Origin of the sequence: Sphingomonas aerolata, from assembly GCF_023935825.1 — a bacterium.
In the GTDB taxonomy this organism is placed as follows: Bacteria; Pseudomonadota; Alphaproteobacteria; order Sphingomonadales; family Sphingomonadaceae; genus Sphingomonas; species Sphingomonas aerolata.
In genome coordinates this window covers 1999244-2021552 of the sequence record NZ_CP098762.1, presented here as the reverse complement: position 1 = coordinate 2021552, position 22309 = coordinate 1999244, and the positions used below count along the sequence as shown (strand labels likewise).

General features: G+C 64.2%; 14 protein-coding genes. 5 read left to right on the top strand and 9 right to left on the bottom strand.

Features of this window, described 5'->3' with window-relative positions; genetic code table 11:
• Positions 1 to 142: 142 nt before the first annotated feature.
• Positions 143 to 2938: a TonB-dependent receptor gene (locus NEF64_RS09310; protein ID WP_162235436.1), complete on the bottom strand. Its 2796-nt coding sequence runs from the start codon at positions 2936 to 2938 to the stop codon at positions 143 to 145.
• Positions 2939 to 3179: 241 nt separating this feature from the next.
• On the opposite strand from NEF64_RS09310, the gene NEF64_RS09305 reads away from it, so the two are divergent.
• The 3 genes from NEF64_RS09305 to NEF64_RS09295 all read left to right on the top strand — a co-directional run bounded on the left by NEF64_RS09305 (position 3180) and on the right by NEF64_RS09295 (position 8489).
• Positions 3180 to 5576 carry a glycoside hydrolase family 31 protein gene (locus tag NEF64_RS09305; protein WP_252573652.1) on the top strand — a complete coding sequence of 799 codons (2397 nt, stop codon included), beginning with the start codon at positions 3180 to 3182 and terminating at the stop codon, positions 5574 to 5576.
• A 100-nt stretch (positions 5577 to 5676) separates the two neighbouring features.
• Complete coding sequence (locus NEF64_RS09300; protein ID WP_252574928.1) at positions 5677 to 7308, top strand: alpha-L-fucosidase; 1632 nt, start codon at positions 5677 to 5679, stop codon at positions 7306 to 7308.
• A gap of 161 nt (positions 7309 to 7469) precedes the next feature.
• Positions 7470 to 8489 (top strand): cupin-like domain-containing protein, encoded by a 1020-nt coding sequence (locus NEF64_RS09295; RefSeq protein WP_235516567.1) that lies wholly within the window; start codon positions 7470 to 7472, stop codon positions 8487 to 8489.
• Positions 8490 to 8521: 32 nt separating this feature from the next.
• Here NEF64_RS09295 and NEF64_RS09290 read toward each other — a convergent pair whose 3' ends face one another.
• The 5 genes from NEF64_RS09290 to NEF64_RS09270 form a co-directional block, all read right to left on the bottom strand.
• The gene (locus NEF64_RS09290) at positions 8522 to 10030 is read right to left on the bottom strand and encodes a tryptophan halogenase family protein (RefSeq protein WP_056409799.1); all 1509 of its coding nucleotides are present in this window, start codon (positions 10028 to 10030) and stop codon (positions 8522 to 8524) included.
• A 3-nt stretch (positions 10031 to 10033) separates the two neighbouring features.
• The gene (locus NEF64_RS09285; RefSeq protein ID WP_056409802.1) at positions 10034 to 11545 is read right to left on the bottom strand and encodes a tryptophan halogenase family protein; all 1512 of its coding nucleotides are present in this window, start codon (positions 11543 to 11545) and stop codon (positions 10034 to 10036) included.
• Positions 11542 to 13038 carry a tryptophan 7-halogenase gene (locus NEF64_RS09280; RefSeq protein WP_056409804.1) on the bottom strand — a complete coding sequence of 499 codons (1497 nt, stop codon included), beginning with the start codon at positions 13036 to 13038 and terminating at the stop codon, positions 11542 to 11544. The genes NEF64_RS09285 and NEF64_RS09280 overlap by 4 nt, the downstream gene beginning before the upstream one ends.
• The gene (locus tag NEF64_RS09275; RefSeq protein WP_082447103.1) at positions 13035 to 14564 is read right to left on the bottom strand and encodes a tryptophan halogenase family protein; all 1530 of its coding nucleotides are present in this window, start codon (positions 14562 to 14564) and stop codon (positions 13035 to 13037) included. The genes NEF64_RS09280 and NEF64_RS09275 overlap by 4 nt, the downstream gene beginning before the upstream one ends.
• A gap of 242 nt (positions 14565 to 14806) precedes the next feature.
• The gene (locus NEF64_RS09270) at positions 14807 to 14983 is read right to left on the bottom strand and encodes a hypothetical protein (RefSeq protein ID WP_197975285.1); all 177 of its coding nucleotides are present in this window, start codon (positions 14981 to 14983) and stop codon (positions 14807 to 14809) included.
• On the opposite strand from NEF64_RS09270, the gene NEF64_RS09265 reads away from it, so the two are divergent.
• Positions 14982 to 18269: a TonB-dependent receptor gene (locus tag NEF64_RS09265; RefSeq protein WP_056409810.1), complete on the top strand. Its 3288-nt coding sequence runs from the start codon at positions 14982 to 14984 to the stop codon at positions 18267 to 18269. The genes NEF64_RS09270 and NEF64_RS09265 overlap by 2 nt on opposite strands.
• Positions 18270 to 18324: 55 nt before the next feature.
• Complete coding sequence (locus NEF64_RS09260; RefSeq protein ID WP_235516570.1) at positions 18325 to 18924, top strand: CC0125/CC1285 family lipoprotein; 600 nt, start codon at positions 18325 to 18327, stop codon at positions 18922 to 18924.
• Positions 18925 to 19313: 389 nt separating this feature from the next.
• Here the strand turns inward: NEF64_RS09260 and NEF64_RS09255 are convergent, their stop codons facing one another.
• Genes NEF64_RS09255 through NEF64_RS09245 form a run of 3 tightly spaced genes read right to left on the bottom strand, consistent with a single transcriptional unit; the run spans position 19314 to position 22260 of the window.
• Positions 19314 to 20792, bottom strand: coding sequence for a deoxyribodipyrimidine photo-lyase (locus NEF64_RS09255; RefSeq protein ID WP_056409816.1), 1479 nt, complete (start codon positions 20790 to 20792; stop codon positions 19314 to 19316).
• The gene (locus NEF64_RS09250; RefSeq protein WP_252573649.1) at positions 20786 to 21286 is read right to left on the bottom strand and encodes a DUF427 domain-containing protein; all 501 of its coding nucleotides are present in this window, start codon (positions 21284 to 21286) and stop codon (positions 20786 to 20788) included. Before NEF64_RS09250 ends, NEF64_RS09255 begins: the two co-directional genes overlap by 7 nt.
• A complete protein-coding gene (locus NEF64_RS09245; protein ID WP_056409822.1) occupies positions 21283 to 22260 on the bottom strand; it encodes an SDR family oxidoreductase in 978 nt (325 codons plus the stop codon). The genes NEF64_RS09250 and NEF64_RS09245 overlap by 4 nt, the downstream gene beginning before the upstream one ends.
• Positions 22261 to 22309 lie beyond the last annotated feature (49 nt).

Here is a 22309-nt window from a genome sequence, read left to right as displayed (position 1 = left end):
CGGACACTGGTGGGCGCCCTGGCGACGGCATTGCAACCCCACGGCGCGGATCGCGGTGCTGTGCTACAGGTTCAGGTGGCGACATCGCACGGGATCGCGCCTGAAGCCCGGGAGCCTTTCGAGACCCCCGGGCTTCAGCCGGTCAGTAGTTCACGCGGAGCGTCGCGCCGAAGCGGCGATCAACGACCGAATAGTCACGCGGCCGGCTGTCCAGCCCGAAGAACGTCTCACGCCGCGTGTTGAGCAGGTTCGTGGCATCCACCGACGCGGTGATGTTGGGCGTGACGTCGTAGCTGATCGAGGCGTCGAGCTGGCCGAACGCCCGGTCGTAGATCGGCAGATTGCCCGTGCCGCTGGCGGACGTGGTGCGGACGTAATCGTCGCGCCAGTTGTATGCGACACGCGCCGACAGTCCGTATTTTTCGTAGATGCCGACCAGATTGTAGCTGTTCTTCGACAGCCCCTCGAGCGGCACCGAGATCGGCGCGCCGGGGATCGCACCGGCGCTCGGATTGGGCGCCTTGGAATCCACATAGGTGTAGTTGGCCTGCACTCCGAAGCCCGACAGCGGCCCCGGCAGGAAATCGAAGAACTGCTGATAGCCGACTTCGAACCCCTTGATCTTGCCGTTCGCGCCGTTGACCGGCCGGTTGATCTGATATTGCGTGCCGTCGATCACCACCGGATCGTCCACGCGCGCGATGAAGCCGTTGACCGCCTTGTAGAAGGCAGCGGCATAGACCGAGCTGGTCTTGTTGAAATACCATTCGAACGAGACGTCGAGCTGATCGGCTCGCAGCGGCTTCAGATCGGGATTGCCCGACGAGCCCCGCCGGCTGACGGGATCGAACGTCAGTACTGAGTTGAGCAGATTGTAATCCGGTCGCGTCAGGCCCTTCGACGCGGCCAGGCGCAGTTGCAAGGTCTCGGTGATCGGGAAGCGGATGTTCAGGCTCGGCAGGACCGAGGTGTAGCTGTTGGTCTGGTCGATCGGAATGGTCGGACCGCCCGACGGCGTCTGGAAGCCGGCGACGTTGGTCTTGGTATTCACGATGCGCACACCGAGGTTGCCGTCGAACGGCAGGATGGTCTCGGACTTGAACCGCGCGACCCAATAGCCGCCGATCGTCTGTTCCGAAACGTCGTTGCGACCGGTCGGCAGATATTCCGGAACGGCGACCTGGCCATTGGGATAATAGGAGGCGAAGGTCTGGCGCACCGCATTCAGATCGCCACGGATCACGTCGAACGGCGGGATCAGGAAGCTGCCCAGCCCGGCCGCATCGCCGCGGAAGAAGTTCTTCACCGGCACGGGGTTGTAATAGCCCGGGATCGCCGAGAGTGGCGTACGCGGCACGCGTGGCGTATCGAACAAGTCGACATAGCCGAACACCGGATTTTCGACGACCGCGTTCAGCTTGGTGTACCGCACACCCGCCTTGATCGACGTGAAGAAGCCGCCATCCGTCTCATATTCGACGTCCTGCCGTACCGACCATTGGTCGTTGTGGCTGCGGCTGCTGGAATCGAGGATGTAGAGATAGGAGAAGTTCGCCGGATCGGTGAGGAAGCTGGGCGACCCTGCCCCGGTCACGCCGATCACGGGCAGTTTGCCGGTAATGTCGACGCTGAGCGTGTTGGGCTGGTCGCTGCCGACGCCGAGCGCGAAGAATTCCGTCTTCGTGCGACTGTCGACATAGCTGACATCCGTGGTCAGCGTGAGCTGGCTCGACGGATTGAACTTGAGCCCGCCGGAATAGGATGCGGTCTTCGAACGGCGATCGCTGCGATAGGTATTGCCCTCGACGAACACGTTCTGGAACGTGCCGCTCTGGAACTCGCCATTCTCGTCGAACGAGAAGCTGCTCGCCGGCCCCGGCGTGATGGGCGCACCGCCGCGGCCGAACGGGTAGACGAGATAGCCGACCTGGTTGAACTTGTAATTGGCATAGTCGAACTGGCCGTAGACTTCGAGATTGTCGGCAGGCTTCCACTGGACGGCCGCGGAAATGCCGATGCGGCGGCGATCGCCGACATTGTTGAACTGGCCGACGCCGTTGGGCACGATCACCGCGTCGGCGGCATCAGCCGTGCTGCCATTGCCGGTCCGATCGACGATGCCGGTGCGCAGCTGATAGGGCTCGATCGACAAGGCATCGGTGCGATAGGCGCCGCGCTGGAGCGATCCGTTGAGCAGGAAGCCGATCTCGCCCAGACCGGTCTGGTAGGTGTCGGTGATCAGACCCGAGAACGAGGTCTTGGTCTTGTCCGCCAGATCGTGATGTGTGACCCGCGCGCTGCCGCTGATCGTCGGCTTCGAAAAGTCGAACGGCATCCGCGTGCGCAGGTTGACCGTGCCGCCCAGACCGCCCTCGATCACGTCGGCGGCGGGGTTCTTGTAGACGTCGATCCCGGCGAGCAGTTCAGAGGGGATATCCTCAAGGCTGATCGTGCGGCCGTCGCCCGCGGTGAAATAGTCGCGACCGTTCAGCTCGGTACGGACCTGGGTCAGGCCGCGGATCGCGATCCGGCTGCCCTCGCCCTGGTTGCGCTCGATCTGGATGCCGCTGATCCGCTGCAGCGCCTCGGACACATTGTTGTCGGGCAGCTTGCCAATATCTTCTGCAACGATCGAATCGATGATCTGGCTGGCGTTGCGCTTGCGCGCCTGTGCGCTCCGAAGGCTGGCGCGGACGCCGGTGACCACGATGTCTGCATCCGCATTCGCATTCGCAACGTCGCCGCTCGGTGCGACGGTACCCGCTTGCGCGCCCTGATCGATCGGTGACGGGGCGACCTCTTCAGCCGTGTCGGGAACGATAGCGGGCGCCTGCTGGGCGCTCGCGGCTACCGTGAATGCCGAGACAATTGCGAGGGCAGATGCCCCGCTTGCCAGAGCCTTGAGCACACAAGCCGAACGGAATTTTACGCGGTTCAAACACCATCTCCCCAGGATACCGAACGGACCACCGCTCGAAATTTGTGCCGCATTTTGAGCCATGAAGCGCTCTGCGGTCGCAGTGTGGTATCGGTATCAATGAACGAATTGTCTGACAAGTCATATTTTTGGCAGAGAATTCGGTTGATCTGTAGCGCGGACCTGCAATTATACGACAAATTTGCCGCTTAGGCGAAGTTTGCGGTACCATAACGGGCACAGACCCGCGGAGAGGATTTCAATGCATATCGCCCCAGCCCGTGTCGTCACGCAGCCGTCCGACGATTCCCGAAGCACGGTATCGCCGAGCTGGTCGCGCCTGATCGCGCGATTTGCCGTTGGGGTTTCGCTGGCGACGATTGCGACGAGCGGGTTCGCAGCGCCGATCGCGACGGTCGATCGCAACGGCAGCCTGGTTTCGATCGAGGCCTATGCCCCCAACATCGTCCGAGTGACGATCGCGACCGACCGCGGGCAGGTCGACGCCCCCCCGGGCGACGGTCCCAACGCCAAGCCCAATGCCGCAGGCTGGACGCACCGCAACGACGGAGGCGCCGATATCTTCACGTCCGCCGCGCTGTCGCTTTCGGTCGATGCCAAGCCCTGGCCCAAGGCCCCCACGCAGATGGAGCGCTATTTCGCGCCATCGCTGCCGCCGGTGTCGGTGACGATCCGCAAGCCCGACGGCACGATGCTGACGCAGATGACCGGGTGGGAGATGGGGCCGCATACCGTCAACGGCGAAAAGACGTTCCGCGTCGGTGCAAGCTTCGCCTCCCCCGCCGACGAGCATTATTACGGGCTGGGCCAGAACCAGGAAGGCAAGCTCGACCTGCGCGGCCGGACGATCGACTGCCGCCACAATTACGATGCGCCCGCGGGCGAGACGGTCTGCGTGCCGTTCATGGTCACCAACAAGGGCTATGGCATCGTCTGGGACAATCCATCCTCGACCGTCGTATCCCCCGGCCTGCACAGTGCGACGCACTGGCAGTCGGAAGTCGGCGAGCGCGTCTCTTTCTTCGTCATCACCGGCGCGACCACCGACGAGATCTACGCCGGCTACGCCACGCTGACCGGGACGACCCCGCTGCCGCCAAAGGCCGCGTTCGGGCTTATCCAAAGCAAGGCGCGGTACGAGACGGAGAAGGAACTGCTCGGCATCGCCGACGGGTATCGCAGCCGCGGCCTGCCGCTCGACATCATGGTGCTCGACTGGTTCTACTGGACGCGCATGGGTCAGCTCGACATCGACCGCACCTATTTCCCCGATCCCAAGGGCATGAACGACAAGCTCAAGGCGATGGGGATGCACTCGATCATCAGCGTCTGGCCCCGGTTCGAAAAGGAATCGCGCTACTTCAATCTGCTGTCGAGCAAGTCCTGGCTGCTGAAGGACAAGGATGGCAACGCCGTCGACGGACTGCCGATCCGGTCAGATCGCGCCGGCGCGTTGCTCGACAGCACCAACCCCGACGCGCGCAACTGGTTCTGGGACCGGATCCGCGACAATATCGCCAGCCAGGGCTTCGACTGGTTCTGGCTCGACGAGACCGAGCCCGATCTCGTGCCCGACGGCAGCTTCTATTCGATCGGTTCGGGCGACCGTTATCACAACGTCTTTCCGCTGCTCCACACGATGAGCGTCGCGGACGGGTCGGCACGGGATCGCCCCACCGTGCGCAACCTGATCCTGTCGCGCGCCGCCTATCTCGGCGCCCAGCGCAATGGCGGGCTGTTCTGGTCGTCGGACATCAAGTCGACCTGGGAGGCGCTGCACCGGCAGGTGCCCGCCGGGCTTGGCTTCACCGCGAGCGGCATGGCCTATTGGGGCAGCGACATCGGCGGCTGGCAATGGCCGAACGGGCCCAAGGCGACCCGTCCGGTGCTGCTCGATCCGGCAGGCGCGACCGCGATGGCGCCCGACTATGCGGATTATCCCGAGCTGTTCACACGCTGGTTCGCCTATAGCGTGTTCACGCCGACCTTGCGGATCCACGGCCAGCGCCCGGCCACTGCACTCTGGGAATATGGTACCGCGGCCGAACTCGTTCTCGCGAACTTCCTGAAGCTGCGCTATTCGCTGATGCCGTACATCTATTCGCTCGGGCGCCACACCTATGAGAGCAATGCGCCGATGATGCGCGCGCTGTTCATGGATTTCCCGAACGATCCCAACGTCGCCGACATGGGCGATGAGTATATGTTCGGCCCCGCCTTCCTCGTCGCCCCCGTCACCGAACAGGGCAAGACGACCCGCCAGGTCTATCTGCCGGCCGGGGCGGACTGGTATGATTACTGGACCAACCAGCGCTTTACCGGTGGGCAGACCGTCACCGCGAACGCAGCGATCGACAGGATCCCGCTGTTCGTGCGCGCCGGGTCGATCATTCCGATGGGCGTCCAGGTCCCGAGCACCGCGACGGCGCAGTCGCTGGAGGCCATTCGCGTCTATCCCGGCGCGGATGCCAGTTTCGCGCTCTACGACGACGACGGCGTGACCAACGACTATCGGACCAAGGGCGGCCGCAAGGCGACCCTCCGCTGGGACGACAAGAGCCGGCGCCTGACCGCATCGGGCAAGCTGCCGACCGGGCAGGACGCCGGGTCCCTGGTCCAGATCGTGGCACCGAAGTGATCGGTATCCGCGTCACAGCACGGCTCCTGACCGGGTTGCCGACGGCAGCGGGCGCGCGCGTTGACGGCGCGCCCGCCAGATCCGTCGCAACTCCGTGAGCATCGATCTCAGCCGTCGGTCGGTTCTCGCCGGCATCGCCGCACTCGGGCCCGCAACGCACGCACTCGCGCAGAGCCCGATGGGGCTCGTCCGCGGTCCGGTGCAGCCGACCTGGGAATCGCTGGTCGATCACTATCGCTACCCCGAGTGGTTTCGCGATGCCAAGCTCGGCCTGTGGTCGCATTGGGGCCCGCAATCGGTGCCTGAGCAAGGCGACTGGTATGGGCGCTTCATGTATATGCAGGGCCATCCAGCGTACGAACATCACCTCAAGACCTATGGCCATCCGACCCGATCGGGGATGATGGAGGTGATGAACCGCTGGACCGCGGCGCGCTGGGATCCCGACGCGCTGATCACGCGCTATGCCAAAGCGGGGGCGAAATATTTCGTCTCGCTCGCAAATCATCACGACAATCTCGACTGCTACGACAGTCGATATCACGCCTGGAATTCGCTCCGCGTCGGGCCGAAGCGCGACGTCGTTGGCATCTGGGAGAAGGCCGCGCGCAAGGCCGGGCTGAAGTTCGGCGTCTCGAACCATGCGGCACATAGCTGGCACTGGTATCAGACCGCCTATGGCTATGATCCGATCGGGCCGCGCAAGGGACAGCGCTACGACGCGTTCACGCTACGCGCCGCCGATGGCCGTGGCACATGGTGGGACGGGCTCGATCCGCAACAGCTCTATACGGGCGCGCACGCGGTCCTGCCGAACGGCATCGACACGATAGCGGCGATGAACGCCTGGCACGATGCGCATGACGGCCAGTGGATCGAGACCCCGCCGCCGAACGACCCGTCCTATGCCGCGAAATGGCTGCTGCGGCAGACCGACCTGATCGACAAGTACAAGCCGGACTTCTGCTATTTCGACGATTACGAGCTGCCGTTCGGCCCGATCGGGCTCCAGGCGGCGGCGGACTACTATAATCGGTCGATCGCCTGGCACGGCAAGATCGATGTCGTGCGGACCGCCAAGCAGTTGAAGCCCTATGCCCGGTTTGGCCTGGTGCAGGACGTCGAACGCGGCTTCACCGACCATCTGTGGGACGAGCCGTGGCAGACCGATACGTGTATCGGCGACTGGTTCTACAATGTCGCGCGCCTGAACGACAAAAGCTACAAGACCGCCGAGCAGGTCATCCAGCGGCTTGCCGACGTGGTGTCGAAGAACGGCAATCTGCTGCTCTCGATCCCGCAGCCCGGCGACGGCTCAATCGACGGCGAGGAGGAAAAGATCCTCGACGGCATGAGCCGCTGGATCGCGATCAACGACGAGGCGATCTTCGGCTCGCGACCGTGGCGGATCTACGGCGAAGGCCCGACCAAGCTGCAGACGGGCATGCAGAACGAGCAGTCGTCGGGGGTGTTCACACCGCGCGACGTGCGCTTCACCACGAACAAGGGCGCGCTCTATGCGCTGTTCCTCGGCTGGCCACGCGGCGACGTGACGATCGAGGCCCTCGCACGCCACCGCTTCGCCGACGGCGTCGTCGAGCGCGTAACGTTGCTCGGCGGCGACCGCATAGCGCACCGCCGCGACCCGCACGGCCTGCATTTCGCAATGCCCGCCGACCGCGGCGACGGCTTCGTTCCGGTCGTGAAAATCGAGGGCCGCGGCCTGGTCTAGGGCGTCGGGTTTCTCGGGGCTCGGCCATCGCTCTCCATCGAGCAGACGTTGGAAGATCGAATACGCGGTCGCCACCAGCTTCCCAGCCAGTTATATCCGGAGAAACCTGGGTAGCGCAGCGCCAAACGTCTTGGCGGGGCGGGATGAAAGGATGACGAGGGGTGAGCAATCTGGACTGGGCGCGCCCGCTTGCTGAGCGTGCGCGGGTGGACTCAGCAACGTTCGAAGCCGAGATCCTGAACCGCGGTGAGCCGGTCGTCCTGCGTGCTCAAACCTCCGCCTGGCCATCCGTCGTGGCGGCGCGCGGCGGCGCCCGGCATGCGGCGCAATACATGGAGAAGTTCGACGGTGGTGTCCCCGTTCAGGTGATGGCGGGGCGGCCGGAGATACAAGGCCGCTTCTTCTACGACGATGCCGTCCAGGGCTTCAACTTCACGCGTCAGATGGTTCCGTTGCGGTCGCTGTTGTCGGAATTGCTTCGTTTTGCGAACGATCCTGCGGCGCCCGTCCTCTATGCTGGCTCCGCACCAACCGGACAGCTCCTGCCCGGCTGGAGCGAGGCAAACCCGCTCGACCTGACGCTACCGGGCGCGAAGGCGCGGGTGTGGATTGGCAACGCGACCCGAATCTCGACGCACTACGACGGCTCAGCGAACCTCGCGTGCGTCGTGGCAGGCCGTCGCCGCTTCGTCCTGTTCCCGCCCGAACAGCTCGAAAATCTTTACGTAGGGCCGCTCGATCATACGATGGCGGGGCAGCCGGCGAGCATGGTCGACCCCGATGAACCCGACCTGGAACGCTATCCGCGCTTTGCCGAGGCGATGCGCCATGCGCTGGTCGCGGACCTTGGGCCCGGCGACGCGATCTTCATTCCGGCACTCTGGTGGCACAATGTGCGCTCGTACGAGCCGCTCAACATATTGGTGAATTATTGGGCCGAAGGGACCGAGGCGACGAGTCCGTTTACCGCGATGATCCACGCCCTGATGGCCGTACGCGACCTACCGCCGCGCGAACGCGCGGTCTGGCGGAAATGGTTCGATCATTATGCGTTCGACGACGCGGCCGACCGGGTTGCCGATCACCTGCCCGAGGCAGCACGCGGCGTGCTCGGGGCGGCGTCGCCATCGCGGACGGATCGCATCAAGCAGTATCTGCTCCACGCACTAGGCGCGCGATAAGCCCTCCCGGCGTCACCTCTGCCAGCCGGGCGTCAAACCGCAGGGCGACCGATCTGGTCAAGGAACTGCTGGTGCGAGGGCATACGGTCGACCGCCAGCCGCATCGCATTTGCGATATGCGCCATGCGCTTGTCGAGGTCACCTTCGGGCAACAGATCGGCGAGCGGATGATAGCGTCTGGGAACAAGCCCCTGCCCGTGCATGACCGCGAGCCAGCTCGTCTCGCTGAACAGTTCATTGTCGTGGCGATATAGCCGGCCATTCTCGCGAAATATCGCGATGCGCTCTTCGAGCGACGTGGGCAAAGCCATGCTCCGGCAGTACCGCCACAGCGGGGAGTCATCGCGGGTCGTGGTGGCATAATGCAGGATGATGAAGTCGCGCACCTGCTCATATTCGACGCGCGTGCGGCGATTATAATAGTCGATGTCGTGCTGGTTGAAACGACGGTCCGGAAAGTTGGTGAGCAGGCGCGCAATTGCCGACTGGATCAGGTGGATCGACGTCGATTCGAGCGGTTCGAGAAAGCCGTTCGCCAGACCGAGCGCGACGACGTTGCGGTCCCAGGCCTTGTGCCGGACGCCGGCCTTGAACTTCAGGAAGTTCGGTTCCGACAGAGGATCACCGTCAAGCGCGGCGTTAAGCCCAGCGAGCGCTTCATCATCGCTCAGGTGATCGGAGCAGTAGACATAGCCGTTGCCGGTGCGGGACTGGAGCGGGATGCGCCATTGCCAGCCCGCCGCCTTGGCGGTGGCGCGGGTGTACGGAAGCGGGTCGGTGGTCCGGCGGCAGGCGCGCGCCACCGCGCGATCGCAGGGCAGCCAATGGCTCCAGTCCTCGAAGCCGGCGCCAAGCGCTTTGCTAATCAGGAGGCCGCGAAAGCCCGAACAGTCGATGAACAGGTCGCCCGCAACGCGGCTGCCGTCCTCCAGTGTCACCGCCTGGACATGACCATTGCCGCTGTCGAGGGCGACATCGACGATGCGCCCTTCGGTGCGCCGCACGCCACCGGCCTCGGCCCGCTCGCGCAGGTAGCGGGCGTAGAGCGATGCGTCGAACTGGAACGCGTAACTGATCGTCCCGAGCGGCGAGCCGGCGCGGCTGTGATCGGGACGCTGAAAACGCTGGGCCCGCGCGGCATCGGCGCCGATGCTGAAGCGGTCCAGTTCGAGGGTCCCGCCGAGCTGGGCCTGACGAAGCCAGAAATGATGGAAGTGCAAACCCTCCATTTCCTGACCATAGGTGCCAAACGGATGAAAATAGCGGTCGCCGATGCGACCCCAATCGACGAACTCGATCCCCAGCTTGAACGTCGCGGCCGTGCGGCGGACGAAGTCGTCCTCGTCGATCCCGAGCAGCCGATTGAAATATTGCAGGTGCGGGATGGTCGCTTCGCCGACGCCGACCGTGCCGATCGCCTCCGATTCGATCAGCTCGATCTCGACCGCGTGGCCCAGGACGCGGGACAGGGCTGCAGCCGCCATCCAGCCGGCGGTGCCGCCACCGACCACCACGATCCTGCGAATGGCAAGTTCGTCCATCGCTCAGCCCTCCGTCGCGGCGCAGTAGGACGCGATGAAGCTAGCATGTGTCGGCATGCGCGATGCAGCGTCCTTCATCGCCGACGCCATGGACTGCAGGCTGTTCGCCACGTCGCGCGCGGGCAGCGCCGCGACGATCGGATCGCATCGTTTGGGCATGATTCCCTGGCCCAGCATCACCGCCACCCAGCTCGGGCGGGCAAAAAGCTCGTCATCATAGCGGAAGATGCGCCCCGTTTCGCGGAACAGCTCCATCTTGTGCTGGAGGCTGTCCGGCACGCTCATGCTCCGGCAATAACGCCAGAACGGCGTATCGTCCCTGTTCGTCGCGACATAGTGCAGCACGATAAAGTCGCGCACCTGCTCGAATTTCTTCTGCATGTAACGATTATATTCTACTCGGAGTATATCGGGCATATCCCCGTTGGGAAACAGCGAGATGAAGCGGCTGATTCCTTCCTGGATCAGATACAGCGACGTCGACTCAAGCGGCTCCAGAAAACCAGCGGCAAGCCCGATCGCGATACAATTGCCGCGCCAGAACTGCCGCCGATGCCCCGCCTTGAAACGGATCGAGCGGGGCACTGCGAGAAGCGCGCCCTCGACCCCCTTGCGCAGGACCCGCTCCGCTTCGTCATCGTCCATGAAGCTGCGGCTGTAGATATGGCCATTGCCCACGCGGCGTTGCGTCGGGATCCGCCACTGCCAACCGGCGGGGCGCGCCGTGGACCGGGTATAGGGCGGGGGCGGTCCGACATGTGCGCTCGGCACCGCCAGCGCGCTGTCGCACGGCAGCCAGGCGCTCCAGTCGACGAAATCGATGTCCAGCGTCTGCCCGATCAGCAGCGCTCTAAATCCCGTGCAGTCGAAGAAAAAGTCGCCCTTGATCTGCGCACCCGAGTCCATCGTCACGGCGGCGATGCCGTCGCCCTGCGCGGTCCGGTGAACCGCGTTCACTACACCCTCGATACGCTTGACGCCCCGCTTCTCGGCGTAACCCCGGAGGAACCGCGCATACAGCGTCGCATCGAAGTGATAGGCGTAGCGGAGGTGCGAGAATACCGATCGCGGGTTCGGGTCGGGCAGCGCGAAGCGACCCGCGCCGGCGGCGACCGCGGAGAGGCTGTAGTCCTCGATCGGTGCAGTGCCGCCATCCCTGTTCAGGCGCAGCCAATATTGGTGGAAGTCGATCCCCTCCATGTCGACACCGTGCTGGCCAAAGGGGTGAATGTAGCGGTCGCCCTTGTGTCCCCAGTCGACGAACTCGATCCCGAGTTTGAACGTCGCCTCGGTGGCACGCATGAACTCGGCTTCGCTGATGCCGAGCATCTGGTTGAAGACCAGCATGTCCGGAATGGTGGCCTCTCCGACACCAACGGTGCCGATCGCATCGGACTCGATGACCGTGATGGACACGTCCTTGCTTTCGACAAGGCTGGAAAGCGCGGCGGCGGTCATCCAGCCGGCCGAGCCGCCGCCGACGATGACGATGGATCCTAGGGGGGCCTGCGTCATTTTCGTGGATCCTGGCGGAGATAGCGTTCCAGCTGCGTCATATAGACGTGGTTCGACGGCAACGCGGCAGCGGCATTCGCGACAAGCTGTGCCGCATCGTCGAGATAGCGGCGTACCCGTTTCGCGTCGGCGCGGTCCGCCAGACGATCATGGCGTCGCGGACGTCGGCCGATACCGAAGTGCATGATCAGCCAGTCCTCGGGATGAAAGGGTTCGAGATCGTAGGAGACGAGCAACCCGCGTTCGGCGAACATCGCGAGCTTGTGCTCAAGTTCCGCGTCCGGCGTGTCGCGCGCCGCGCGCCAGAAATCGCTGTCCGGCAGGGCGGACGTTTCGAGAAGCGCGCGGGTGAAGCGCATCGCATGATCGTGATCCTCGCCATGCCTGCGGTTATATTCGCGTTCCTCGACGGTCATCGACGCAGTCGAAACGGGGATCAGCGTCATCAACCGCTCGACGTCGCGTTCGAGCAGCATCATGGGCGCCGGCGTGAGGGGCTCGACGATGCCGGCCGCGTGCCCGATACCGACACAGTTCTTCGCCCAAGCCCGTCGGCGCCGCCCGAGCGTCGCAGACGTGCTCACCTCGCCTATCGTGTTGCACGACGCAGTTGCATCGGAGACCGTGAGCGATCGCGTCCATCCGCGCAGCGGGGTCTGTGCCGCCCAGCCCTGGTCGTGAAACGAAACAGTGCGAACGGGCGGGCCGAGCCGGGCCTCGGCCACGTCGTCTGCGGAAATCTGAAGCGCCCGCCCACCCCGCCACGCGGGATCGAGCCGGGACAGGAGTTCGGCCGACGGTCCGCTGCAATCGAGATACAGGTCGGCCGTCACCAATTCGGCACCATCGAGCGCGATGCCGGTGATCGCTCCGTCGCCCACCGCGACCCGGGTCAGCGCCCCCTTCAGATGGTGGATGCGGCCAGGCGGTACGGCGGCGGCAAAACACCGGGCGTGGCTTGCAGGGTCGAAATGGTAGCCATATTCGGCACGCGCCAGTGGCTGCTGACCGGCAGCACCAGGTGATCGCGGGGGATGCGCAAACGTGCCCCAACTTCCCGCGACGGCACCGAGAAGAAACGGATCGAGCCGCGTCATGCCCTGCTGTACCAGATACTGGTGCATCAGGACGCCGTCGATCACCGGCAGCGCCAGGTTGAAGCACTGGATCCAGGATCGCCCGCCCTCGGCCCAGTGCACATATCTGCTGCCCCAGGAAAAGGCGGCGGAACTGCCAAGTACGAGAGCCGGTTCGGTGACACCGGCCGCCAGATTGAACGCATAGCTGCCTGGACCGGAGATGGTGCCGTAGAAAAGGTCGGTGCGCCGGTGATCGCTATCGATCTCAGCAAGCGTGATCCGCACGGTGTCCGGCAGCTGGCGCGCAAGCGTCGCGACCGTCATCCAGGCGGCAAGTCCTCCACCGCAGACCATGACGTGGCTGACGCCGTTGCCCGAGGTAAACGCAGCGGATGCGCCCGGTCCGTCGATCAAGTCCCGGCAACGGCCAAACGCGCCGCTCCTCCGCTTTCCCGGATAAAGACGGTATGATCGGGTGTCCGCTGTACCGCAGCATCGACCTTCGCGCGCACGTCCGATGCTTTGGCCGTCAGAGCATCGACGCTCATGTTCTCGACGCGCGGATCATGCCGGTCGGGAACGAGATTCTGACCCAGGAACACCGCGACCCAGCTCGGCGACAGGAAAAGGCCGAATTCGTATTGGATCAGGTGACCGCGGCTACGCCACGCGTCGATCCGCTCGGATAGACTGTCGGGCAAGCGGAGATTTCGGAAATGCCGCCACATCTCACTGTCGTCGCGTTGCGTCGCGACATAATGCAGCAGCAGGAAGTCGCGAATGCGCTCATAGTGGAGGCCTATGCGGCGGTTATATTCCGCGATGTCGCGCGCCGCGAATCCCTTGTCCGGGAAGACCGCGAGCAGTTCGGTGATGCCATCCTGGATCAGGTTGATCGACGTCGACTCGAGCGGCTCGAGGAAGCCGCCTGCCAGCCCGATCGCCACGACGTTCTTTTTCCAGAACTCGCGCCGCCGACCCGTCGTGAACGACAGTCGGCGCGGCTCTGCCTGCATCGGTGCGTCAAGCCCCGCAACGAGCTGATCATGTGCCTCGTCATCGGAAATGAAGCTGCTGCAATAGACATGGCCGTTGCCGACACGGTGTTGCAGTGGGATCCGCCACTGCCACCCAGCGGTGCGTGCGGTCGCCCGGGTGAACGGGCGCAGCGCGCCATTGCTCTGCGTCGGGACCGCAATCGCCCGATTGCACGGCAGCCATGCGCTCCAATCGTCATAGCCGCTCTGCAGGGCGGTCTCGATCAGCAGTCCACGAAATCCGGAGCAGTCGATGAACAGGTCGGCGGATATCGTCGTGCCGTTCGTCAGCACGACATCGCGCACAAAGCCGGTTTCACCGTCCTGTACGACCCTGACCACCCTCCCCTCGGTGCGCGACACCCCCCTTTTCTCGGCAAAGCCTCGGAGAAATCGCGCATAGAGCCCCGCGTCGAACTGATAGGCATAACCGAATGTCGACTCGACGGCGTCCAGGTCACCAGAGGGCCGTCGAAAGCGGCCCTGCTCCGCGGCGATGACCGGGTAACTATATTCGTCGATCCGGCTCCGGTCTCCCGATTGGCGCAGCTTCAGCCAGTATTGATAGAACGGTACGTCGTTGGTCGTCGGCCCGAAATCACCGAACGGGTGAATATATCGATCGCCGCGGCGGCCCCAGTCGCAAAACTCGATGCCCAGCTTGTAGGTGGCCTCCGTCGCCCGCATCATTTCCGCTTCGTCGATGCCGAGCGCGAGGTTGAATGCTCGAATATGCGGCAGCGTCGCTTCGCCAACGCCCACGGTGCCGATCTCGTCCGACTCGACCAAGGTGATCGCTATCGGGAGCCCCGCCAGCTTGGCCGCCAGGGCGGCCGCGGCCATCCATCCTGCGGTGCCGCCGCCGACAATGCAGATGCTGCTAATGTCAGACTGTTCTGCCACGAACGTCCACCACGTATCTTGCGGGTGCACCACAATATGGCATCGCCGCTGCCCCTCCTGTTCCCCGCGCCTATTGGCGCCTTACGCTTGATTAAAGCCTGAGGGCGGGAAGGCAAGCGCGGTTGTACGCGACAGCAAGTGATTAGAATGACAAGCCTTCTGTCCAATATTCAGGCCTTGATTGTCGCAGAAAGCGGACGTAGCTTTACTCTTACATTTGACGACCGGTCGTGATGAAGAGCTCAAAAGCTTAAATCACTCAGAAGCTGGCGCAGGTGAGGAGGAAGCCCGGAACAAACCGGACAAAGAGGGGATGCTGTGATGCAAAATTCGGTTTTTCCGGCGTTATCAAGCTCGACCAAGCGCTTTCTGCTTTCAACTTCGGCGCTCTCGATAGCGTTGATCGGGTCACCAGCCATGGCCCAGACGGTTTCGTCACCGGCAAACGAGCAGACCTCGCCGCCGAAATCCGGTTTGCCGGATACCGACCCGGCGACCGCGCCTCAGACGACCGAGCTCGACGAGACGACGACCGAGGACATCGTCGTAAGGGGCATCCGCGCCGCACTCGAAAGCGCGAAAGACATCAAGCGCAACGCCGACACGGTCGTCGACTCGATCACAGCCTCCGACATCGCCACCTTGCCCGATCTGTCGGTGGCAGAGGCGCTCGGGCGCGTCCCGGGCGTGACGATCTCGCGGTTCGCGACCGGCGGCGCGTCACCCGACTTCCCCTCACCCGAAGGCCAGGGCAACCTGATCCGCGGCCTGGGCTTTGTCCGCTCCGAGTTCAACGGGCGCGACGCGTTCAGCGCCAATGGCGGGCGCGTGCTCGATTTTTCGAGTATTCCGCCCGAGCTTATCGGCGCAGTCGATGTGTACAAGAACCAGACGGCCGATCTCATCGAGGGCGGCATCAGCGGCACGATCAACCTGCGCACCCTGGAACCGTTCGATCGCCAGAAGCCGTTTCTGGCGATCTCGGCGGACAATACCTACACCGACCTTCGCAAAAAGTCGTCGCCGTCGGGCAGCATCACGGGCGGCAGCAGATGGAAGACGGGGATCGGCGAATTCGGCGTGGTAGCGTCGGTTTCACGGTCAAAGCTGAGTTCGCGTATCAACGGCTGGCAGCAGAATTCGCCGTTTCCACGCGTGCTCGACGCAACCGGCAATGTTCCGCAGACAAGCCTGACCGGCGCGGCGAAGCTGTCCGAGTTCACCGGCGTCGATCCGTCACGCATCCTTGGTACGACGCCGGGATTTCAGTTGCGTACGAACGATGTCGATCGTGATCGTCGAAGCTATTACGGCGCACTGCAGTGGAAGAATGACACGCTGCAACTCACGGCCAAGTATATCCGGGTTGAGGAGGACACGGACAGCATCGAGCGGACGTTCGAGTGGTTCCCCGAGCACGATACGGGCACGACGGCGGGGATCAGCAACCTCAGCGTGAAGCCTGGTTTCGGGTCCGACGGTGTCGCGATGTGCAGCGGCGCGGGCGGCTTCCCCTCGAACCCGGGCGACTGCGAGACGCTGATCCCGATCCGCGGCGGTCTGATGGAGTCGGGTTTCGTCACGAACAGGATCGATGCCTGGACGGGCGCGGTCGGATCGCCGGTCGGATCGCTCGGCATCGGCAGGACGGAAGAAAGCAAGACCGAGGATTTCAGCCTCAATCTGCGGTGGCAGCCGACCGAACGCCTGCTGGTGACGGTCGACGGGCAATATACCAAGGCAAGCGCACGGCAGCGTCAGATCTGGGGCGGCTTCAACACCTATCTCGACTGGCAGATTGCGCCCGATCTCGATAACCCGCGGATCGCCTTTTCGGTCAACCCGGCCCATCGCTTCAATCCGGGCAATACGCGCTTCAGCGGTGACAGCGATGCCAATCCGCTCGCGTCGCCGACATCGTCCGGCGATCTGAACGGCGCGACCTGGCAATTTGCGGCCGACCAGTTCCAGGTCGGCAAGGGCGATCTCTACGCCTTCCGTGCCGATACCGCGTACGACGTGTCGGGGAGTGACGGCCTTGCCGGCTGGTTCGACAGCGTCAAATTCGGCGGTCGCTACTCCGAGCGGAGCCAGACGAACTCGGAAATGGCGCTGAACTGGGGTGCCATTTCGCCTGCATGGGATGGTCGCGGCGGTTACGGCGTGGTCGGCACCTTTCAGGAGCCCACCAAGGCTGCAGAAGCCATTAGCTTCGCCAACTTCTTCCGGGGCGGCGTGGTCGAAGGGCCGAACCAGACCTTCGTCTTTGCGAACTCCGCACTTCTCAACGACTATTCCGCATTCCGCAAATATCTGAACGCAGAGCCGCAGCTGGCCAACGGCAATTACAACTGGGTGCCCAGGGGTACGGACGACGGCAGTAAATTCGGGGTCCCCATATTCCGCCCCGAGGACACGTCCAATATCACGGAGCAGACGGCGAACGCGTACGCTCGCCTTGATCTCAAGCACGAGTTCGACAACGGCATGTCGATCGCCGCAAACTTCGGCGTCCGATACGTCCGCACCAAATTGCGATCGACCGGGTTCCAGGCGTTCCGGCCATTCGTGGCCGATGCCCAGACACCCGCGTTTGCCGACACCGATGGCGACGGGGTTCTTGAGCGGACCAGAACCGATGATGCGGAGAGCCGCGACGATCCCGCGGACTTCCTGCCCCAGTCAATCGCGTACGGGGCTCAGGCGGCTGTACCGATCAGCTTCAAGCAGACCAACGAGAACTGGCTTCCGTCCTTCAACCTGCGCTGGAATGTCGACTCGCAGCAACTCGTGCGGTTCGCGTACAGCAAGGGGCTGAGCCGGCCGAACGTACAGGACCTGCGCGCGTCGCAGGAATATGTCGTGACCACGAACCGCGTAAACTTCCCGCCGATCACCGATGAGAATGACCCGTTATTCGGCATTGATCGTGGTGCCCAGAACATCACGGCAGGCGACATCCGCGTAAATCGCGGAAATCCGCTGCTGCGACCGACCACGGCCGACAGCTTCGATCTCTCGATCGAGCGCTATTTCCGCGGGGGATATTTCTCCGTCGCCGGGTTCTACAAGAGCTTGTCGAATATCGTCACGAATGGCGATCTGGCGTTGGGAACAACGACGCTCGATGGGCAGACGGTCAATATCATCTACAACGGGCAGGTGAATCAGGCCAAGGCCAAGGTCAAAGGCATCGAGGTCAGCTACCAGCAGTTCTTCGACAAGTTGCCGGGGGTGCTGAGCCATCTCGGCTTCCAGGGGAACTATACCTATATCGACTCGTCGACGACACCGCCTGCGAACGGCGTCGACAGTGATGGCGACGGGAATGTCGATGACCAGACGACCTTCTTCCGGTTCGGCGTCGATGATCTTCTCGGACAATCCGATCACATCCTCAACGTGGTCGGAATCTATCAGGACTCCGCGCTCGAGATGCGTCTGGCGTATAACTGGCGCTCGAAATACCTCACGACCTACCGCGACTATGTGACGGGCAACCCCGTCTATAACTCAGCGGCCGGGTTCCTTGACGCTTCGGTTCGATACAGGATCGGCCCCCTGACGCTGCGCACATCGGTTGCCAACATCCTCGACACGAAGAGCAAGGCGCGCGTGCAAATCGATCAGAGCGGGCAATTGTATGATCGGTTCAGTTTCCTGAACGATCGGCGAATCGTCTTCGGCATCCTGTTGCAGTATTGAAGCTATGCGATCGGGACGGTCGAAACCGTCCCGATCTCCTTTCGTGATGGAGGGCATGATGAAATATGCAGTCCTGATAATAGCGGCGCTGATCTGCACCCCGGCTGCTGCGCAAAAGGGGTATAAGGCCGCGAAGGCGGCAAGTGACGTTGGTTATCAGTCGTCCGTTGGCACTGACGGCAGGGTGACCATCGTCTACACCGGCGCGAAGGGCGCAAAGCCCGATGATGTCGCGAAATTCGCCATGTTGCGGGCGGCGGAACTCACCCAGGATGCCGGTAAGGAGTGGTTCGCCGTCATCAAGGCCGAGACGCGCGACCTTGCTGCCGGTGGCTCCGACCTGCGCGACAAAACTGGCCCAAGCTTTTCTACAGGGACCGGCGCCAGCGCTTCGGTGGGTTCGGCCAGTCAGGCGGGCAGCCCTCCAGGGGTGGCCGATGCCGCCGTACCGAATGGCCCTACGACGGGTGGTTTTGGCGGCGGTGACGTTCCCTACCAGGTGTTGGAACGCTGGCGTCCGAGCCAGTCTGCACAGACCACGGTCGTGATCCAGATGGGATCGGGCGACCAGGCTACATTCCCAGGACTCAACGTGCAGCCGACAATCTATGCTGCTGCGGACGTGATCGAACAGATACGGGGAAAACGCAAATAACGAGCAGCGTGCCGATCGGACACCCTCGATCGACCGGTACATTGGTCGCTAACACCCCCCCTTGGGGCGGCGCACGGCCGCCCCGTTTTTTCGTGGGACGCAGGCTCGGTCGGGTCGGGCGGCTCCGACTTTCGGCGATCGACTATCCGCGATCCTGACAAACCAATGCGAGAGAAAGCCAGCGGGCGCCGGATGAGACGCGCCCCGTTTTTCCCCTCGATTTGGAACCGGGATCCGCACCCGGAATGGACGGGTGAAGCAGCATATCATCGGCATTCTGAAGACGGGCACGGTGGTGACGCAGGGGAAACTGTGACGGAAAGGCCGGGAATGCAGGCGTTTGTTCGGCCGCATCTGCAGGTCAAAGCCACCCCCTGCCGAACGACCGCTCAGACAGTCGGCTCGCCGGTGAGATACGGATCGACCGGCACCTCTGTCGGAACCGATACCCGCGGCACCGCCCTTGACGCTGCCGCGGCGAGCCATTCTTCGCCGCCGTCCCTGCGCCGGGTGGAGCCGTCGCCGCGTGTCGAGACGCGCCCGTAGATCGGTCGCTCGCGGTCCGATGGCGAACCGGCGAACATCGCGGCGATGTTACCGTAGGTCGACGGGTCGCGACCGTCGAGGCTGAGCCGGTCGTTGAGATAGCAGGCGGTAGACCATGCCGCTTCCGGGCTGGGCGTCATCGCGATGATGCGTTTGCCCCAGTACATCCGCAGGTTGTTGTGCATCCAGCCGTCGACGAGAAATTGCTTCTGGCAGGCATTCCATGTCTCGTCGCGCGTTTCGCCGTGAAGCATCGCGCTCAACGTCTCCAGTTCGGGTCGGGGATCGGCGGCATGCTCTGCAAGCGTGTCGACTGCCCAGCCGGCGACGCGGTCGTAGCGCTCCGGCGCGGCAAGATCCCGCGCCTGGTAGTGGAACCACTCGCGCCATCCGAGGAGCTCGTCAGCGAACTTTGCCTTGTGCCTGCTACCTGCATCAGCCGCGACGACCGCGGCCATCACCTCGCGCGGGCCCAGCACACCAAAGTGCAGATAGGGCGACAATCCGCTGGCGCCGTCCGCGCGCGTGGCGTCGTTGCGCGCTGCGGCATAGCCGGGCAGCACCTCGGTCAGCAGCCGCCGCAGCCGTTCCTCTGCCGCACCCCGCCCGGCCGGGTGCATGTCGCTGACCGGCACCGTATGATCGATCGCGAGACTGGTCACCAGCGCGTCGAGATCGCATGTGTTCAACCTGTCCGGCGTGAAGGGCAGAGTCCCGGCGTAAGCGGGCTGTTCCGGCACCGCCGCCTCCGTCTCGGCCCAGTTGAGGCGCTCCGGTTCGTGGCGTCGCAGAAAGCCCGACCGTCCACGGACGTCGTCGCCAAGAACGGCCGGGGGCACCAGACAAGCAGCCTCGACCGCGTAGACCGGTGCGGCGGCGCGGGCAGCGACCCTATCGGACTGCCAGCGGGCGACGAAGGTCGGCTGGTCCTCCAGCACAATCGCCGCCGCATCGGCGCCAAGCCGGTGCACGAGACCCTTTTCACGGTGCCCAGCCCGATCGACGTGGTGAACGCAGGCCAGACCACGCTTCGTGCACCCGGTACCAAGGTCGCGGCTCGCCGCCAGGATAAAGTGATGCAGCCGGTCGGAGGCATAGGGATAATCCTCCCGCACGCCGTGGTACACCAGGACCGGCAAACCGAGCGCGTTGCCGAGCAGAATGCTCGCATCAATCACCCGATTGTCGCGTGCCCGCAGCGCCTGTTGCAGCCAGCACAGGACGTATCGGCCGCTAGCGTTCACCGCGCGGTCGTTCAGCATCCGCACGCGCGGCGCTTCTCGCCAGTCGCGAAGACCGGCAGGCAGAACGGCCGTCACCATCCCATGCTGCCCGGTATGCCCTTGAACGGCCCGACAAGCTCTGACGTGATCCACCCGCCGTAAAACCCGCCGGGCTGCGGAACCACCTGCTCGCCGTCCACCGTGCATCTAGCGAGCGGACCGGCGTAGAAGGCGACATGGTCGCGCAATACGGCAAAGGCCGGCGTCGGCTCCGGATAGCTCCACGCCACGTCGCGCAGCACTTCGCCGCCGATTGCCAGGTGCCAGTAGACTGCGTGGCCCTTCCACTCGCAGAACGAGCGTCGCTCCGAACGACGAAGCAGGCCGGGGCTCAGAGCGTCGGGCGGCAGGTACCAGCTGGGCGGATGACTGGTCTCAAGTGTGCGGACAGCGCGGCGCGTATCGGCGACGAGGACGCCGCGATGCTCTATGCGGATCCATCGCTCGCTCGCTTCGGCAACGGCCGGGCGGGGAAAGCGCCACACGCTCTCCTGGCCGGGCGCGCGTGAAGGATTGCGGTCGTTGTCGCTCACCGGCGACGACCGAGCCAGATGCCGATACCCGCAAGGCCGAGCACCGCGATACCGGACGTTGCAGCCGCGACCTTGCGCCCCCGGTGCGGATCGCGTCGGCCGCCATCCGGACCGGCTGCGACGCCGGGCTCGAACAATACCCCGTCGCTGTCGTCACCGTCGGGTGCGCGCGCTGACCAGGTGTCGAGGAAGCCGCTCATGATCGCCGCCAGCAGGTTCGGCGCTGCGAACTCCCCCAGCTTGAAGGCGATCGCCGGCGCGCCGACTGCGGTGAGGTTGCGGGGTCGCGTGGCGAGCCGCACGACGGCCTTCGCCACCGTCTCGGGTGCAAGCGAACCCGGCGGCAACGCGAGCCGTGCGCCCGTATAGTTGCCGGCGTGGTCGACGCCGGGCGTGTCGACGAAGGTCGGACAGACGTCGCATATATGGATGTGCGGGCGCTTCGACACCTCGCCGCGGAGTGCCGCACTGAACCCGCGCAACCCGAACTTGCTCGCCGAATAGGCCGCCGCATACGGCGTGGCGACGAAGCCGCCAGCAGATATCATGTTGACCCAGGTGCCGCGTTCCTGCGCCAGGAAGATCGGCAGCACCGCGTGCACATCATTCATGTGAGCGACGAGGTTCACGTCGACGACGCGCGCATGGTCTGCGATCGGCACGTCCTCGTACCGGCCGAGCACGCCGACGCCCTCGCAGCTGAACCACAGGTCGATGCCACCGAGCAGGTCGCGGGCCTCGGCAGCGAATGCCGCCACTGCGGCTGCATCGGTACAGTCGACGGGCCGGACGATCGCGCTGCCGCCCGCCGCGGCACAGCGGCTAGCGACGTCGTCCAGCCCTTCCCTGCCGCGGGCACCCAGGACAACCCGTGCGCCCGCCGCCGCGAAGGCCACCGCCGTCGCCGCGCCAATACCGCTCGATGCACCGGTGATCACCACCCGGTGTCCAGCGAGTGTGTGATCCGCGCTCATTGGACCATGCTCGGGGTGCTTGGCCGCACTGCGTCGGCTAGAGGACGCT

Coding starts and splice junctions, on each gene's coding strand:
- NEF64_RS09260 (WP_235516570.1), top strand. CDS start 18,325: ATGATGAAATATGCAGTCCTGATAATAGCGGCGCTGATCTGCACCCCG.
- NEF64_RS09305 (WP_252573652.1), top strand. CDS start 3,180: ATGCATATCGCCCCAGCCCGTGTCGTCACGCAGCCGTCCGACGATTCC.
- NEF64_RS09270 (WP_197975285.1), bottom strand. CDS start 14,983: ATGGCTGGTGACCCGATCAACGCTATCGAGAGCGCCGAAGTTGAAAGC.
- NEF64_RS09285 (WP_056409802.1), bottom strand. CDS start 11,545: ATGACGCAGGCCCCCCTAGGATCCATCGTCATCGTCGGCGGCGGCTCG.
- NEF64_RS09245 (WP_056409822.1), bottom strand. CDS start 22,260: ATGAGCGCGGATCACACACTCGCTGGACACCGGGTGGTGATCACCGGT.
- NEF64_RS09255 (WP_056409816.1), bottom strand. CDS start 20,792: ATGGTGACGGCCGTTCTGCCTGCCGGTCTTCGCGACTGGCGAGAAGCG.
- NEF64_RS09265 (WP_056409810.1), top strand. CDS start 14,982: ATGGCCCAGACGGTTTCGTCACCGGCAAACGAGCAGACCTCGCCGCCG.
- NEF64_RS09290 (WP_056409799.1), bottom strand. CDS start 10,030: ATGGACGAACTTGCCATTCGCAGGATCGTGGTGGTCGGTGGCGGCACC.